We start from the raw sequence: 15,442 nt of genomic DNA on the forward strand, positions 1-15,442 counted from the left end.
GTGCGCTCAGCGTCGCTCGTGGGGGAGTGCCTGCTTGATCTTCTCGATCGGGGTGGCCGCGGGCGGCTCGTTGTACACGCCCGCCAGTTCCTGACCACTCAGCGCGTGGATCGCCGCCATGATCTCGTCGGTCGCATGACGCCGGGCCTTGCCACTGGTGGCTGGGCCGTGCTTGGACAGGTCCAGCGGTTCGCCGAACCTGACCGTGACGCGCTCCTTCACGGACGGCATCGTGGCCCCGACGGGCATCACCCGGTCGGTGCCGATCAAGCCCACGGGTACGACAGGAGCGCCGGTCTGCAGAGCAAGGAAAGCGACACCAGTGCGGCCCTTGTACAGGCGCCCGTCGGTCGAGCGGGTGCCCTCGGGGTACAGGGCGACGGCCAGCCCCTCGTCCAGCAGCTGGCGCTGCTGATCCAGTGCGTCCAGCGCCGCCTGTCCGGCTCCGCGGCGTACCGGGATGGCACCGACCGAAGTGAAGAACTCCCGGGACAGGGCTCCCTTGAACCCGGTGCCCTCGAAGTAGCTGGACTTCGCGAGGAAGTGCACCGGGCGAGGGGCAGCGACGGGAATGGCCATCGAATCGATGAACGAGAGGTGGTTGCTCGCGAGGATCACCGCGCCGTCACGGGGCACGTTCTCACGTCCCTCGATGCGGGGGCGGTAGATCAGTCGCGCCAGTGGCGCGGCGATGGAACGCCCGACGGCGTACTTGAATCCCGCGTGCCTCGGGGAGCTGTTCTCCGCCTCTTCTGAGGACTCCGATTCTTCGGGGGACGATGCCGTCTGCTCAGAACTCACTCGAATGATCCTACCCAGCGCGTATGCCGAACCGGGAATGACGCCCGCCGTGTGCGCTCGACAGCGGCGCGTTCAGCGGCGACAAAGCCGGGTGGGCCAGGATGGAGGTCTCCCGTCCACGAGCTTCGAGGTTCTATCGTGCGCCTGCGCCCCCTTGCCGTTGTATCCACCATCGCCGTGTCGGCGCTGATGCTCGCTGGTTGCGCCGGCGACCCCGAGGCATCGCCCTCGGAGGACGCGAGTGCGAATCCGGACCTGTGCGCGCAGGTCGCCGCACCTGGCGCCGTTTCGGACAGCGTCACGATCGAGGGCGAGTTCGGCACGCCGTCAGAGGCGACCTTCGAACTCGCCCAGGAACTGACAGAGCTGCAGCGCACCGTCGTCAGCGAGGGCGACGGCGACGCGATCTCAGAGGGCGACCTCGTCAGCTACGCGCTCAGCGTGTTCGACGCGACGTCGGGCGAGCGGGTTGTCGACATCGGATACGCCGAGGGTGAGGCGCTGCCGCAGGACGTGCTGGCCAACCCCACCCTGACGCAGGTGATCGGTTGCGCCAACGTGGGCTCGCGCCTGTCCGTGGCCTTCCCCGCAGAGAACGGTGCACCGGGTCAGGTGTACATCCTCGACATCCTGCAGACCGTTCCCACCTCGGCGTGGGGCGAGACCAAGGCCGCCGTCGAGGGGATGCCCGAGGTGACGCTCGCCGCAGACGGTGAGCCCGACATCGCCATTCCGGACGGCGACGCTCCCACTGAGCTGCAGGTCGCCGTGCTCAAGGAGGGGGATGGCGCCGCCGTCGCCGACGGCGACACGACCCTGCTGCACTACTACGGTGTGGACTGGGAGAGCGGCGAGAGCTTCGACTCCTCCTGGTCGCGCGGCGCGCCGATCTCGATCCCCGGCAACACCTACGTCCCCGGTTTCGTCGAGGCGCTGGCCGGGCAGAAGGTCGGTTCCCAGGTGCTCGTCGTCATTCCGCCGGCACTCGGCTACGGCGAAGACCCCGAGGCGCACGACCTCGGCGGCAAGACCCTCGTCTTCGTCATCGACATCCTCGCGACACAGCACGCTCCGGCCGCGCAGTGACCGGCCGCCGGATGTGAGCGAACGACGCATGCCCTCGGCATAGGCTGAGGGCATGCGTCGCGTCATCGTCCTCGGCTCCACTGGCTCTATCGGCACTCAGGCGCTGGATGTGATCCGCGCCAATCCTCGACGGTTCGATCTGGTCGGGATCGCGGCGGGCAGCAATGCCGAACTCGTCGCCGAGCAGGCTGCGGAGTTCCACGTCGAGCACACCGCGCTCGGTGCGACCGAAGCCGAACAACTCGTGCGCGACGTCGAGGCCGACGTCGTCCTCAACGCCATCACCGGTTCGATCGGATTGGGCGCCACCCTGGCCACCCTTAAGGCAGGGCGCACTCTGGCGCTCGCCAACAAGGAATCTCTGATCGTCGGCGGTGAGCTCGTGCGTTCCGCCGCCGCGAAGGACCAGATCGTCCCGGTCGACTCCGAGCACTCGGCGATCGCGCAGGCATTGCGCGCAGGAGCGGCCGGTGAAGTCCGCAGGCTCATCGTGACAGCATCCGGTGGTCCGTTCCGCGGGCGCGGTCGTGACGAGCTGGCTGACGTGACGCCCGCACAGGCGCTGGCGCACCCGACGTGGGACATGGGGCGCATGGTCACGACGAACTCTGCGACGCTCGTGAACAAGGGCCTTGAGGTGATTGAGGCGCACCTGCTGTTCGACGTGACCTATGACGACATCGAGGTGGTCGTTCATCCGCAGTCGATCGTGCATTCGATGGTCGAGTTCGTCGACGGGTCGACGATCGCGCAGGCTTCTCCGCCGGACATGCGGCTGCCGATCTCACTCGGTCTGGATTGGCCGAACCGGGTCGGCGGCGTCGGGCGCCCGCTGGATTGGCGACAGGCCAGCAGCTGGGAGTTCTCGCCGCTCGATGATGAGGTGTTCCCGGCTGTGGCCCTGGCGAAGGCCGTCGGACGTGCCGGGGCGACGTTCCCCGCGGTGTACAACGCGGCGAATGAGCAGGCCGTGCACGCGTTCCACGACGGGCGCCTGCTGTTCCTGGGCATCGTCGACACGATCGCTCGCGTGGTCGACGCGCATGACGCTCCCGGTGAGCTGACTCCCGAGACGCTCGCCGAGGCCGAGCGCTGGGCGCGCGAGAAGGCGGACGCCCTGATCGCAGCATCCGCCTGACGCTCCCACGCCCGCCTCGCCTCTCGCGACTCTCCCGTCTATTCGTCACAAACCGGGGTTTCCGGTCCGGAATAGCACCGGTTCGTGACAAATAGACGGATGTGGGATGCGGGCAGCGCCGGGGTCAGTCGTTGTAGGGGTTGAGCCAGTGGCGCTCGGTGGGCACCGGCCAGCCGGCCGCCTGCAGAGCGCGGCGGGCCAGCTCGCGCGCCGAGTACGGGGTGCGCTCACCGCGGATGTCGCGGTAGTCCTGGTGCCCAGGACCCGCCCACAGGATCGCATCGCCCTCGCCGACCATGCCGACGGCCGCGACGATCGCGTCTTCCGGCGGCGAGAACTCGTGGATCTCGACATCCGGGCGGGCGCGGCGCGCACCCTCCAGCAGCGTTTGACGGATCGACGTGGGGTCCTCGAAGCGCGGGTGATGGTCGGTGATGACCACGATGTCGCTGCCGCGGGCGGCGGCACCGCCCATATCGAGCCGCTTGGTCGCGTCGCGGTCACCGTCGGCGCCGAACAGCATCAGCACCTTTCCTGGCGTGACACGGCGCACCGCGGCGAGAGTCTTCTCGAACGCATCGGGCGTGTGCCCGAAATCGACGTAGACGGCAGGACCCGAGTCGCCCGAGACGAACTGCGTGCGTCCCGGAAGATGCGCCATGATCTGTCCGTCGCGGTCGAGCGCCGACACGATGCGATCCCAGGCGTAGCCGCCTTCGAGCAGCATCACAAGGGCCAGCCCGGCGTTGGCCGCCATATGCGGGCCGATCACCGGAACGAGCGTGGTCAGCGTGCGCCCCTCGGGCCCGGTGAGGGTGAAAACCGTGCCGTTCTGGCGCTCGTCGTCGATCGTGACGACCCAGTCGGCGCGCTCGGCGGCATCCGCATCGGGAGCGATCGCCGGCGTACCCACGGTGACGACCGGGATCGACGCGTGCTCGACCACACGGGCGCCGAACGGCGAGTCCAGGCTGATCACGCCACGACGCGCGCGCTCGGGCGTGAACAGCGGCAGCTTCGCCTCGAAGTACTCGGTCATGTCGGCGTAGTCATCGAGATGATCGTGCGAGAGGTTCGTGAATCCGGCGACGTCGAAGACGATGCCGTCGACGCGGTGACGCGACAGCGCCTGAGCGCTGACCTCGACCGCGACCGCCTCGACATCGCGCTCGCGCATCAGCGCGAGCAGCGCGTGCATCTCGGATGCCTCGGGCGTGGTCAGCCGCGAGACGATCACCTGACCGGCGATGTGGCGTTCGGCGGTGGAGGACAGCCCCGACACGACGCCGATCTGATCGAGGATGCCCTGCAGCAGGTGCGACACGCTGGTCTTGCCGTTGGTGCCCGTGGTACCCAGCAGCACCGGAAGGTGGTCGGCGGCACCGGTGCCGTAAACCCAGGCGCTGAGGTCACCGAGCACGGCGCGCGGGTCGTCGACGACGATGATCGGCAGGCCGGCGGATGCGGCGATATCGGCACCGGCGGCATCGGTGATGATCGCGACCGCACCCTGCTCGGCGGCGGTCGGGGCGAACTCGGCGCCGTGCCGGTTCACGCCCTGAATGGCGACGAAGGCCTCGCCGGCGCGCAGATCGGCCGTGGCGAGGGTGATGCCGCTGAGATGGACGCCGTCGAGGTCACCGCGGACGTCACGGGCGAAGCGATCTGCCAGCTCGGTCAGCGCACGACGGGGTGGGTCGGCCGGACGGAGCACAGGGGGAAGCGATGAGGTGGTCATATCGCCTCCATGATCTCACGCCGGTACAGGCGATTCCTCAGCGGTGCCAGTAGCGTGGTCGGGTGGAGATCCTGCTGTATCTGGGCGGCATCCTGTTCATGCTCGTCGGTCTCGGCGTGTCGATCGGGTTGCATGAGGTGGGCCATCTGGTGCCCGCGAAGCTGTTCGGCGTGCGCGTAGGCCAGTACATGATCGGCTTCGGGCCGCGTGTGTGGTCGAAGCGCTTCGGCGAGACCGAGTACGGGTTCAAGGCGTTGCCGCTCGGCGGTTTCATCTCGATGTCGGGCATGTACCCGCCCTCGTCGAAGACCGGACCCGCCAAGGGCGTATTCGCCTCGCTCGTTCAGGATGCCCGATCCGCCAACGACGAGACCATCGCCGATGGCGACGAGAAACGCGTGTTCTACCGCCTCCCGGTCTGGAAGCGGATCATCGTGATGCTCGGCGGACCCGTGATGAACCTGCTGCTGGCGATCTTCATCTTCACCCTGATGGCTTCGGGTATCGGCGTGCAGCAGGCCAGTACGACGGTCAGCTCCGTCAGCGAGTGCATGCTGCCGGCGGGGTCGACCCAGCAGGAGTGCACGCCGGCCGATCCCGCCTCTCCGGCGGCCGCGGCCGGTTTCGAGCCCGGCGACGTGCTGGTGAGTCTGGATGGGCAGTCTGTTCAGACGTTCGCCGATGCCTCGGCGATCATTCAGGCGTCCCCGAATGAGGCGATCGACGTCGTCGTCCAGCGGGACGACACCGAGGTGCTGCTGAGCCTCACGCCCGAGCCCGCCGAACGCGCGCAGCTCGACGTGAACGGGCAGGTGGTGACGGATGCCGATGGTGAGCCGGTCACCCACACCGTCGGATATGCGGGCATCACCGCGCAGCTCGAGTACGTGCAGCAGCCGATCGGTACGGGTACCGACCTGGCGATGCAGCAGGCGGGGGCCGTGACCTCGCTGATCGTGCACCTTCCCGAAAAGCTCTGGGATGTCGGCACCGCGCTGTTCACCGACCAGGAGCGCGACCCGAACGGGCCGCTGAGCGTGGTCGGCGTCGGCCGGATCGCGGGGGAGGTCGCGGCGGCGGATGCCTCGGTGCTGAACCGCCTGGTCGTGTTGATGAACCTGCTGGCGGCCCTGAACATCGCCCTGTTCGTATTCAACCTCGTGCCGTTGCTGCCTCTGGATGGCGGGCACATCGTCGTGGCGCTGTGGGATGGCATCCGACGCTTCTGGGCGAAGCTTACGCGCCGGCCGGAGCCGCGGCCGGTGGATGCGACGCGGCTGGTGCCGTTGACGATCGTCGTCGCGGTCTTGCTGATCGGCATGGGGGCGCTGCTGCTGATGGCGGACATCTTCAAACCGATGCGACTGTTCGGCTGAGCCGAGGCTCGCGCCGGGGCGGACGAATCGCCGATCGATTTTCGCGTGGGTGTCGAAGAACGTCTTGTCTGATCGCTGCCATCATGCGACGGTTCACACGAACTCGCCGCATCGATCCATCTGAGAGGAAGACCGCAATGAAGTACGTCCTGATGTTCACGTCCAACCCCGAGCTCGACGCCGCCGTGCCGGAGGAGCGCTCGCAGGCCGACATGGAGCGCATGTACGAGTGGTTCACGACCAACGACGCGCACATCGTCGACGGCGGCGCCGCTCTGCACGGTGCGGACACGGCGACGACGGTTCGCGCCGATCGAGGAGCGCCGGTCGTGATCGACGGCCCGTTCTCGGAGGCGAAAGAGGTGATCGGCGGGTTCTCGATCATCGACGTGCCCGATCTTGATGCCGCCATCGCGCTGGCGCGCACCTGGCCGTCGCTGGACCTCCCCGGCAACGCCGTGGAGATCCGCGCGATGTACGACGACGAGGAGCTGTTCGGCCAGTGACCGCATCCGATGCGGTGCTCGGCGCCGTGGTGCGTGAGGAGACCGGGCGGATCGTCGCCGCGCTCACCCGGGCGTTCGGTCGTTTCGACATCGCAGAGGAGGCCGTGGCCGCAGCGATCGAAGAGGCGCTGTGCGACTGGCGGCGCGGGGGAGTACCCCCGCGCCCCGGTGCCTGGTTGATGACGGCGGCACGGCACAACGCTCTCGACGCGGTGCGTCGCGATGCGCGGCTCCGGGACAGGCTGGCGCTCCTTGAGCGCGAGCCCGTCCCGGCCGTCGCCGCTCCCGACGAGCGCCTTGCGCTGATCTTCGGATGCTGTCACCCGGCGCTGTCGCCCGAGGCGCAGCTGGCGCTCATGCTGCGGGCCGTGGTCGGTATGACCACGGCCCAGATCGCCCGGGCCATGCGGGAGCCGACGGCGACCGTGGGGCAGCGCATCTCGCGCGCGAAGCGCAAGATCGCCACGTCCGGTATCCCGCTGCGGGTGCCGGTCGGTGCCGACCGCGCCGCTCGGCTCGACCTGGTGCTCACAGCGATCTCGGTGATGTACGACGGGGCGCACTTGCGGGACGGCGCGGACGCCGCCACCGACCGCGACGTCGCCGAGGACGCGCTCTGGCTCGCCGCCGTCGTCGCCTATGAGTCCGCAGCGGCCGAGGCATACGGGTTGCACGCGCTGCTGCTGTTCCATCGTGCCCGCGATGCCGCGCGCACCGCCGGGGGTGAACTGGTGCCCCTGCCGGCGCAGGAGCGCCGACTGTGGGACGACTCGCTCATTCGACGGGCGCGCGACGTGCTTGAGCAGGCGGCGAGGCTGCGTGACCCCGGTCGATGGCAACTGCACGCCGCGATCGCGGCCTGCCACGCGGATGCCACCGAAGCGGCGGCGACGGACTGGCCGCAGATCCTGGTGCTGTACGACATGCTGCTGACGTTCGACCGATCGCCGATCGTGCGGCTGAACCGTGTGGTGGCGCTCGCCGAGGTGGCCGGCGCGGAGGCCGCACTGCGTGAAACCGAGGCGTTGGCCGATGAACTTCGGGATGACCGCCTCTGGCACGCTGTGCGCGCCGCGCTGCTGCGACGCACCGGAGACGTCGCCGCAGCGGACGCGTCTGATCGCGCGGCCCTCGCCCTCGCCGACAACGAGGCCGAGCGGCGATTGCTGCGCAGCCGGGTGGCTGGGCCTGCGTGACTCAGGCCAGCGTGTGGGCGACCATGCGCTCGAGCGTCGCGATGCCGTCGCGAGACAGGATCGACTCCAGGTGCCCCTGGATCGATGCGAAGCGCTCGCCGCGGAGCGCATGCACATCGCCGGTGTCGGCCTCGGCGGAGACGTCTGCATCGCCGACACGTGTCGTTCCCGGAGACACGCGTGCGGTGAAGGTGTTGTAGAAGCCGATCGACGCGTCGTGCTCGAACACCGGCACCGTCTTCTGCACGCCCTGGTGCGGGGCATCCAGCGGAGCCAGGCCGATACCGAGGCTGTCGGCGAGGATCTGATGGCTCAGGCAGACGGCCAGCAGGGGCGCTCCGGCCGCGCGGCGTCGAGCGACGACCTGACGCATCCGGGCGATGCGCGGCGATGCGGTGTCGCGCGGGTCACCGGGGCCAGGGCCGGCGACGACGAGATCCGCAGCATCCACGGCGTCATCGGTCACGGCGTCCCACGCGGCGATCTCGACGTCGAGGCCGAGGTGGCGCAACTGGTGCGCCAGCATCGTGGTGAACCGGTCCTCGGCATCCACGACGAGTGCGCGCCGCCCGTCGAAGTGGTGCGACACGTGGGAATCCTGCGGCTGGATCCAGAAATCGGCGAGGCGCGTGTTGCGCGAAGCCAGCAGCGCCGCGATCTCGGGATCATCGGCGAGCGAGGCTCCACGGGGGGCATCATCGTCGCGCATCTCGGCGGCGACGTCTCGGTCGATCGCCCCGATCGCGCCGAGCACGCCGGCGGCCTTGCCGTGGGTCTCGCCGACCTCGCCGAGAGGGTCGGAGTGCCGCACGAGCGTGGCGCCCACGGGCACGCGCACGTGACCCTGGTCGATGTACAGGGTGCGGATCAGGATCGGGGCGTCCAGGTCGTGCCCGCCGTCGGCATTGGGTGAGAACAGGGCGGCGACGCCGGAGTAGTATCCGCGGGGCGTCCGCTCGTGGCGTCCGATCACGGCGCAGGCGTTCTGCATGGGTGAGCCGGTGACGGTCGGGGCGAACATCGTCTCGCGCAGGATGTCGCGCGGGTCGAGGCGGCTGCGGCCGCGCAGCATGTACTCGGTGTGGGTGAGGCGCGACATCTCTTTCAGGTGCGGGCCGGTGATGCGTCCACCGTCCGAACACACCTGGCTCATCATCTTGAGTTCCTCGTCGACCACCATGAACAGTTCTTCGGTCTCCTTCGTGGAGGACAGGAACTCGATCAGTGAGGCCCGGGTCGCGCCACCGGCCGGATGACGGAACGTCCCCGAGATCGGATTCATGGTGACGATGCCGTCCTGCGCGACGACATGCGCCTCAGGACTGGCGCCGACCGCGATGTGCCCCGGCGTGACGACGGCGAAGGTCCAGTACGCCCCGCGTTCGTGCTGCAGCAGGGCGCGGAACCAGGTGAGCGCGGCGGTTCGGTCGTCGACATCGAAGCCGGCGCGATAATCACGGCGGATGACGAAGTTGGCGCCCTCGCCGCGGCCGATCTCTTCGGCGATCACGCGTTCCACGATCTGCCCGTACTCATCGTCGGAGATGTCGAACCCGCCATCCCGCAGCGCGATGGCATCCGTCGGCAGTGATGCCATCAGCTCGGCGACGTCGAGACGGTCGTGCGCGTCGACGAGCAGGCAGCGCAGCGGCGTGCCGTCGTCCTGCGCATCGAAACCGCGCTCGCGCACTTGGCGGTACGGCACCATGGCGAACACCTCGCGCGGCCCCTCCGGCCCGTCGAGCGGGATGTCGGCGAGGGCATCGACGTCGATGACGTCACCGGTGAGCAGCTCCGCGCCGCCGTCACGGGCAATCAGCACGAACGAAGCGTGCGGATCAGCGGCGAGGTCCCGGATGCGGTCGGGCGCGGCAGAGGTCATCGATGTCTCCTGATTTCGAGCATCCGGCACGGAAAGACGAAGACCGCCCCGGAAGGCGGTCTGGTTCTGGGTTCGCGAACACACCGCCTAACAGGCGGGCCACCAGGTGCGGTTCACGGACATGCGCCGAAATTACCACATCCGCGCTCGGCGGCTCGGCGCGATGACGTCACCAGACGGTGCCGCCGACGGCACGCTGCTCCGTTTCGAAGACCTGATCGAGGACGATGCGGATGCCACGGGCGATGTCGCTCTCAGACAGATGCGGCGCCCCCTCGGGTGCCGTGGGCGTCGACCAGGGCACGTGCACGAAGCCGACCGGGACGGTTCCGGCCGCGGCGCGTTCTGCGGCGGCGAGAGCCGTGTACAGCACGTGGTTGCAGACGAACGAGCCCGCGGTCAGCGAGGCGTGGGCGGGGATACACGCGTCGCTCAGCGCCTGCACGATGCGCTTGACGGGAAGGGTTGCGAAGCGCGCGGCCGGTCCGCCAGGCTCGCAGGCCTCGTCGGTGGGCTGGTGCCCGTCGTTGTCGGCGATCCGGGCATCCATCAGATTCACCCCGATGCGCTCCACAGCGATGCGGGCGCTGCCGCCGGCGAGCCCGGTCGCGACGACGGCGTCGGGGCGGTGCGCATCAATGAGCCGGCCGAGCTCGGCTGCAGAGCCGGCGAAAGAGACGGGAAGCGTCGCGGTAACGAGTTCGTGCGGTCCGTCGTACGTGGCGGCAACGCGGTTCACGGCTTCCGCCGAGGGATTGCGCGAGTCACCCCCGAAGGGCTCGAAGCCGGTGAGCAGGATCGTGGACACCCGCACATCCTACGGACTTCCAGCCGGGGCCGATCCGACCGGGGTAGCCTGGAGTCGTGCCCGCAGTGAATCTTGGGATGCCGCGCGTCCCCGAAGTCCTCGCCCCTCGTCGCAAGTCCCGTCAGATCCGGGTCGGCAAGGTGCTCGTCGGCGGCGATGCACCGGTCAGCGTGCAATCGATGACCACGACGAAGACCACCGACATCAACGGCACTCTGCAGCAGATCGCCGAGTTGACGGCATCCGGCTGCGAGATCGTGCGCGTCGCCGTCCCCAGCCAGGACGACGCCGATGTGCTGCACATCATCGCGAAGAAGAGTCAGATCCCCGTGATCGCCGACATCCACTTCCAGCCGAAGTACGTCTTCCAGGCCATTGACGCCGGCTGCGGCGCGGTGCGCGTCAACCCGGGCAACATCCGCAAGTTCGACGATCAGGTCGGAGCGATCGCCGCTGCGGCGAAGGCCGCGGGGGTGTCACTGCGCATCGGCGTGAACGCGGGCTCGCTCGACCCCCGTCTGCTGCAGAAGTACGGCAAGGCGACCGCCGAGGCACTCGTCGAGAGCGCCGTCTGGGAGGCCTCGCTGTTCGAGGAGCACGACTTCCACGACTTCAAGATCTCGGTCAAGCACAACGACCCGATCGTCATGGTAAAGGCCTACCGTCAACTCGCCGAGCGTGGTGACTGGCCGCTGCACTTGGGCGTCACCGAAGCGGGCCCCGCCTTCCAGGGCACGATCAAGAGCGCCACGGCGTTCGGCATCCTGCTCAGTGAGGGCATCGGCGACACCATCCGTGTGTCGCTGTCGGCCCCGCCGGCCGAAGAGGTCAAGGTCGGGCACCAGATCCTGCAGTCGCTGAACCTGCGCGAGCGCACGCTCGAGATCGTGTCGTGCCCGTCGTGCGGCCGCGCTCAGGTCGACGTGTACTCGCTCGCCGACAGTGTGACCGAGGGACTCAAGGACATGACCGTGCCGCTGCGCGTCGCCGTCATGGGCTGCGTCGTCAACGGCCCGGGCGAGGCCCGCGAGGCCGACCTCGGTGTCGCCTCCGGCAACGGCAAGGGACAGATCTTCGTCAAGGGCGAGGTCATCAAGACGGTGCCCGAGGAAGACATCGTGCAGACGCTGATCGAGGAGGCGAACCGGATCGCCGCCGAGATGGGCGTCGACGCGCCGATCGGTACCGCTCAGGTGATCACCGGCTGAGCCCGGTTCGCGTAGCGTGGGCGTATGCAGTCCACGCGCGTGTCGTTCTCTGACGGTTCCACGACGGGCGAGGGCGAGGTGCTCCTGATCGATCGGGAGGCCTCGATCGTCGTCGTCGATGCCACTCCGTTCCATCCGGTCGATCACGCCTGGCCCGACCAGCCCGGCGACAGCGGGACCATCCGCGCCGGCGACGTCACGCTCGCCGTCGGCGAAGCGGTCATGGCCGCCGTCAGCGATGACGGAGCGTTGGCCGTGGGCTCGGACATCCCCGTCAAGCGCGGTGGCGAGGGCTGGACGTGGCTGGTGGGGCACCGCATCGAGGGCGAGATCCCCGCGGAGGTCGCCGTCGGCGCTGCCGCCGTGCTGGAGGCGGATGCTGACCGCAGGGCCGCTCTGAGCCGTGGCCACTCGGCGTGCCACCTCGCGTCACTCGCGCTGGATGCCGCACTGGCAGACCTGTGGCGCAAGGAGGTTGGCACCGACCCGCTGGGTAATCCCGACTTCGAGGGGCGGGCGAACCAGTCCAGCCGCATCGTCGAGGACGGCAGCGTCGACGAGTACCGGCTGGGCAAGAGCCTGCGCAAGGCGGGATTCGACTCGGAGGGCTTCGCGGCGACACTGGCCGAACGCGAGGCGCGCATCAATGAGCAGCTGGCGACGTGGGTGGCATCCGATGCCGAGAGCCGGGTCGACACCGAAGGTGAGACGATCATCGATCGTCGGGCATGGCGCTGCGCGCTGCCCGAGGGCGAGGTCGGCTTCCCCTGCGGTGGTACGCACGTTCACGCGCTGTCGGAGCTCGGCGCGGTCAGCGTGACCCTCGACCTGTCGGACCCGCAGCTGCTGGTGATGACCACGCGCGTCACACCGCTGCGCGACTGATCGCGCACCTTCGGAGGTGCACAGCGTCGGAGATCTGCACAACTTCGGAGACGCTCGGCGGATGCATCCCGGAAGTCAAGCGGTGGATGCATCATGCGGTTAGGAGGAACTCGTTGAACGCTTGGGCGGGTGTTCTCAGCTCAAGGGTGGGGCGGGGTCTGGCGTTGAGTTTGTCGGCGACGTGGCGCAGGTCCTCGGCGGTCCAGGCGGATAGGTCGCTGCCCTTGGCGAACCAGTGCCGCAGGAGCCGGTTGGTGTTCTCGTTCGTGCCGCGCTGCCAGGGTGAGTGTGGGTCGCAGAAGTAGACGGGGGCTTGCAGATCGAGTTGAATGTCGACGTAGTCAGCCAGTTCGGTTCCTCGGTCCCAGGTGATCGATCGGCGCAGGTGGTCGGGGAGCTTGCTCATCTCGCGGATCATCGCCCCGGCGACTTCGGTTGCCGTGTGGCAGTTGGGCAGGTGCAGCAGGATCGTGAACCGGGTGGTCCGCTCCACCAGTGTCCCGATCGCTGACCGGTTCCCTGCGCCGAGGATCAGGTCCCCCTCCCAATGCCCAGGGACCGCACGGTCCTCGACCTCAGCAGGGCGTTGGCTGATCTTCAACGCGTCTTTGAACGGGCTCGGTGAACGCCTGCTCGCCCCTTCCCGGGACTTGCGGGCCGTGCGCCCGGTGGACAGCTGACGGGCCAGATCCTGGCGTAACTGGCCGCGCCCTTGGACATACAGGGCCTGATAGATCGTCTCGTGGCTCACCCGCCAAGTCTTGTCGTCCGGATGGTCGATTTCGAGGACCGTCGCGATCAGCTTCGGACTCCACCCATCGTCCATCCAGTCGGTGATCTGCGCGGCGAGGGATGGGTTCGTGTTGAGTTTGAACTCCTTCGGCCGTCGCCGGCCACGCTGCGCGGACAGCTCCGCGACCGCCGCGCAATACTGACCATCCACACCCCGGTGCCGAGCGAGTTCACGAGAGATCACCGACTGATCCCGGCCAACCCGCCAACCGATCTCGCGCTGAGACAGGCCCGCTCGCACGCCGGACTGGATCTCGATTCGCTCTTCCAACGTCAACCCCCGACCTGGCACCGAGTCCGGGCGTAGAGGGTCGGAAACAGGCTTCTGGCGACGAAACACTGGCATACCGACACTGTCCCGCCACCACATCCCGATCGTTTTGTCTGACACGCCAACGACCTGCGCAGCGCGCCCGAAAGAGAGCCCCTGACACACCGCCAGCAGCGCCGCATCCCTGACCGCAACCGAATACGTCATCAACGACCTCCGCATCAACCGATGCATCGACCATATGAATCCGCCCTCCGAGAGTGCGCAGATCTCCGAGGAACTGCAGCGGGCGACGGGATGCAGACGGCTCGATCAGCGATCCGACATCCACATCGCGCGTAGTGCGCGCTGGGTGTCCTCGTATGTGAGTCCGTCGTGTTTCGCCGCGACGATCAAGGAACGCGCAGCCCGGGCGACGCTCCGGGAGACAGCCGACGCCTGCGGGCTGACGCGAGTGCCCGCCCCCGTACGTGAGACGACGAGCTCGTCTTCCTCGAGTCGCCTGTACGCCTTTGCGATGGTCCCGGGGGCCACGCCGAGATCGGCTGCCAAGCGGCGCACAGAGGGCAACCGATCGTCGGCGGCGAGGCCGCCGGTGGTGATCAGCCCCCTCAGCTGGTCGTACACCTGTTCGGCCGGAGTGCCGCCTGAGGGCGAGATGGTGATTCTCATGGCCTGAGCGTCCGATGGTGGGTGCTGGCACGCCGTTCGGCCGTGGGCATGCCGGTGAGCGCTATGACGACCCACATCGCGAGTCCCGCGACGCGCGCGATCTCACCGGACCACCACAGCAACGCACCGATCGCCGCGAATGATGCGCCGACACGGACCGTGCCGAGATCATCGGACGAGAACACGCCCCCCAGCTCTGACGTCGCAGCGAGTGATGACAAGACGACGCCGAGATGTACGAGCAGCGCGCCGCACGCTGCGCGCCCGATGTTGGATGCCTGCAGACGTCGGAACGCGGTGTCCCGGTCGACGTCACCGTCCCAGGCTCGGCGAGGAATCCACCACCACGCGAAGATCGTGAGCGCGACCAGCGCCGCGAGCAGCAGTAGCGAGGGCAACGAGTAGTACCAGCCGTAGATTGTCGTGCCGACCGATCCCGCGGTACCCACGGTGACCTCGTACATCGTTCGATAGCCCTCGTGGTCAGAGACGGAAGCGACGCCTGCTGCCCAGGTGAGAGCGACGATCGCCAGCACCAAACCCGCGAGTGTGATGATCCAAGCCAGCGAGGTGAACGTGCGCATCGTGCGCGGTGCGAGGCTGGCGGTCGCGGCTGGGCGAGGAGTACTGGGCCGGATCAGTAGAAGCGCAATCGCTCCGATGCCGAGGGCGATAGGCAGCGCCGCGCGCATTCCGAGATCGAATCCGATCGGACCCCACGGCATGAGGTGCGCTACGCGCAGAGAACCGATCACGAGAGCGGGCACACCCCCGGCGATCGCACAGAAGACGCCGACCACGCCCAGGTGGCGGGGAATGACCCGCCGTGCGCTCAGATGGATCGCGAGGCCGACCATCGCGGCCAAGACGAGCGGCCCCCAGAGCAACACCCACATCATGACCATCGCGTCGCCTCTCCTGTCGTGCTGCCGTGGCCCACAATGTACCGATGAGTTGATACAAAGGCAAGGCGTTCACAACTCCGGAAAAACTCGCAGTACGCGGGCGGTTAGGCCCCTTTTCCCGCCGTTTCCCGCCAGATCTCCGGAGTTGCGTGCGCAGACGCGCCGGTTCCGGTTGAGT

At 68.2% G+C, this 15,442-nt stretch carries 14 protein-coding genes; 7 read left to right on the forward strand and 7 right to left on the reverse strand.

Annotated elements, in window-relative coordinates; all coding sequences use genetic code 11:
- Positions 1 to 6 precede the first annotated feature (6 nt).
- The gene (locus PTQ19_RS05700; RefSeq protein ID WP_425313192.1) at positions 7 to 801 is read right to left on the reverse strand and encodes a lysophospholipid acyltransferase family protein; all 795 of its coding nucleotides are present in this window, start codon (positions 799 to 801) and stop codon (positions 7 to 9) included.
- Positions 802 to 939: 138 nt separating this feature from the next.
- Between PTQ19_RS05700 and PTQ19_RS05705 the strand changes: the two genes are divergently transcribed.
- Both PTQ19_RS05705 and dxr read left to right on the forward strand, forming a co-directional pair.
- Positions 940 to 1,887: an FKBP-type peptidyl-prolyl cis-trans isomerase gene (locus PTQ19_RS05705; protein WP_179411153.1), complete on the forward strand. Its 948-nt coding sequence runs from the start codon at positions 940 to 942 to the stop codon at positions 1,885 to 1,887.
- A 52-nt stretch (positions 1,888 to 1,939) separates the two neighbouring features.
- Positions 1,940 to 3,025, forward strand: coding sequence for a 1-deoxy-D-xylulose-5-phosphate reductoisomerase (gene dxr, locus PTQ19_RS05710; protein ID WP_274368774.1), 1,086 nt, complete (start codon positions 1,940 to 1,942; stop codon positions 3,023 to 3,025).
- A 124-nt stretch (positions 3,026 to 3,149) separates the two neighbouring features.
- Here the strand turns inward: dxr and PTQ19_RS05715 are convergent, their stop codons facing one another.
- Positions 3,150 to 4,763: a Mur ligase family protein gene (locus PTQ19_RS05715; protein WP_274368775.1), complete on the reverse strand. Its 1,614-nt coding sequence runs from the start codon at positions 4,761 to 4,763 to the stop codon at positions 3,150 to 3,152.
- Positions 4,764 to 4,825: 62 nt separating this feature from the next.
- Between PTQ19_RS05715 and PTQ19_RS05720 the strand changes: the two genes are divergently transcribed.
- From PTQ19_RS05720 to PTQ19_RS05730, 3 genes are all read left to right on the forward strand, one after another.
- The gene (locus PTQ19_RS05720) at positions 4,826 to 6,139 is read left to right on the forward strand and encodes a M50 family metallopeptidase (RefSeq protein ID WP_274368776.1); all 1,314 of its coding nucleotides are present in this window, start codon (positions 4,826 to 4,828) and stop codon (positions 6,137 to 6,139) included.
- Positions 6,140 to 6,276: 137 nt separating this feature from the next.
- Positions 6,277 to 6,645 (forward strand): YciI family protein, encoded by a 369-nt coding sequence (locus PTQ19_RS05725; RefSeq protein ID WP_179411149.1) that lies wholly within the window; start codon positions 6,277 to 6,279, stop codon positions 6,643 to 6,645.
- Positions 6,642 to 7,841, forward strand: coding sequence for an RNA polymerase sigma factor (locus PTQ19_RS05730; RefSeq protein ID WP_274368777.1), 1,200 nt, complete (start codon positions 6,642 to 6,644; stop codon positions 7,839 to 7,841). Before PTQ19_RS05725 ends, PTQ19_RS05730 begins: the two co-directional genes overlap by 4 nt.
- 1 nt (position 7,842) lies before the next feature.
- Here PTQ19_RS05730 and PTQ19_RS05735 read toward each other — a convergent pair whose 3' ends face one another.
- Positions 7,843 to 9,723: a chorismate-binding protein gene (locus tag PTQ19_RS05735; protein WP_274368778.1), complete on the reverse strand. Its 1,881-nt coding sequence runs from the start codon at positions 9,721 to 9,723 to the stop codon at positions 7,843 to 7,845.
- Positions 9,724 to 9,892: 169 nt separating this feature from the next.
- Complete coding sequence (locus tag PTQ19_RS05740) at positions 9,893 to 10,531, reverse strand: pyroglutamyl-peptidase I (RefSeq protein ID WP_274368779.1); 639 nt, start codon at positions 10,529 to 10,531, stop codon at positions 9,893 to 9,895.
- Between the two features lie 56 nt (positions 10,532 to 10,587).
- Here PTQ19_RS05740 and ispG point away from each other — a divergent pair, with 56 nt between their 5' ends.
- A complete protein-coding gene (ispG, locus tag PTQ19_RS05745) occupies positions 10,588 to 11,739 on the forward strand; it encodes a flavodoxin-dependent (E)-4-hydroxy-3-methylbut-2-enyl-diphosphate synthase (RefSeq protein WP_179411145.1) in 1,152 nt (383 codons plus the stop codon).
- Positions 11,740 to 11,763: 24 nt separating this feature from the next.
- Positions 11,764 to 12,624, forward strand: coding sequence for a hypothetical protein (locus PTQ19_RS05750; RefSeq protein ID WP_274368780.1), 861 nt, complete (start codon positions 11,764 to 11,766; stop codon positions 12,622 to 12,624).
- 91 nt (positions 12,625 to 12,715) lie between these two features.
- On the opposite strand, the gene PTQ19_RS05755 is transcribed toward PTQ19_RS05750, so the two are convergent.
- The 3 genes from PTQ19_RS05755 to PTQ19_RS05765 form a co-directional block, all read right to left on the reverse strand.
- On the reverse strand, positions 12,716 to 13,894 hold the full coding sequence (locus PTQ19_RS05755; protein ID WP_425313203.1) for an IS30 family transposase: 1,179 nt from the start codon (positions 13,892 to 13,894) through the stop codon (positions 12,716 to 12,718).
- A 105-nt stretch (positions 13,895 to 13,999) separates the two neighbouring features.
- The gene (locus PTQ19_RS05760) at positions 14,000 to 14,359 is read right to left on the reverse strand and encodes a GntR family transcriptional regulator (protein ID WP_274368781.1); all 360 of its coding nucleotides are present in this window, start codon (positions 14,357 to 14,359) and stop codon (positions 14,000 to 14,002) included.
- A complete protein-coding gene (locus tag PTQ19_RS05765) occupies positions 14,356 to 15,264 on the reverse strand; it encodes a hypothetical protein (protein WP_274368782.1) in 909 nt (302 codons plus the stop codon). The genes PTQ19_RS05760 and PTQ19_RS05765 overlap by 4 nt, the downstream gene beginning before the upstream one ends.
- Between the last annotated feature and the right edge of the window lie 178 nt (positions 15,265 to 15,442).

The sequence above is a fragment of the Microbacterium esteraromaticum genome (assembly GCF_028747645.1).
GTDB classification, from domain to species: Bacteria; Actinomycetota; Actinomycetes; order Actinomycetales; family Microbacteriaceae; genus Microbacterium; species Microbacterium esteraromaticum_C.

Bases quoted from the DNA above. Each gene is read 5' to 3' on its own strand.
- PTQ19_RS05750 (WP_274368780.1), top strand. From the start codon at position 11,764: ATGCAGTCCACGCGCGTGTCGTTCTCTGACGGTTCCACGACGGGCGAG.
- PTQ19_RS05735 (WP_274368778.1), bottom strand. From the start codon at position 9,723: ATGACCTCTGCCGCGCCCGACCGCATCCGGGACCTCGCCGCTGATCCG.
- PTQ19_RS05755 (WP_425313203.1), bottom strand. From the start codon at position 13,894: ATGACGTATTCGGTTGCGGTCAGGGATGCGGCGCTGCTGGCGGTGTGT.
- PTQ19_RS05760 (WP_274368781.1), bottom strand. From the start codon at position 14,359: ATGAGAATCACCATCTCGCCCTCAGGCGGCACTCCGGCCGAACAGGTG.
- dxr (WP_274368774.1), top strand. From the start codon at position 1,940: ATGCGTCGCGTCATCGTCCTCGGCTCCACTGGCTCTATCGGCACTCAG.
- PTQ19_RS05725 (WP_179411149.1), top strand. From the start codon at position 6,277: ATGAAGTACGTCCTGATGTTCACGTCCAACCCCGAGCTCGACGCCGCC.
- PTQ19_RS05715 (WP_274368775.1), bottom strand. From the start codon at position 4,763: ATGACCACCTCATCGCTTCCCCCTGTGCTCCGTCCGGCCGACCCACCC.
- PTQ19_RS05765 (WP_274368782.1), bottom strand. From the start codon at position 15,264: ATGGTCATGATGTGGGTGTTGCTCTGGGGGCCGCTCGTCTTGGCCGCG.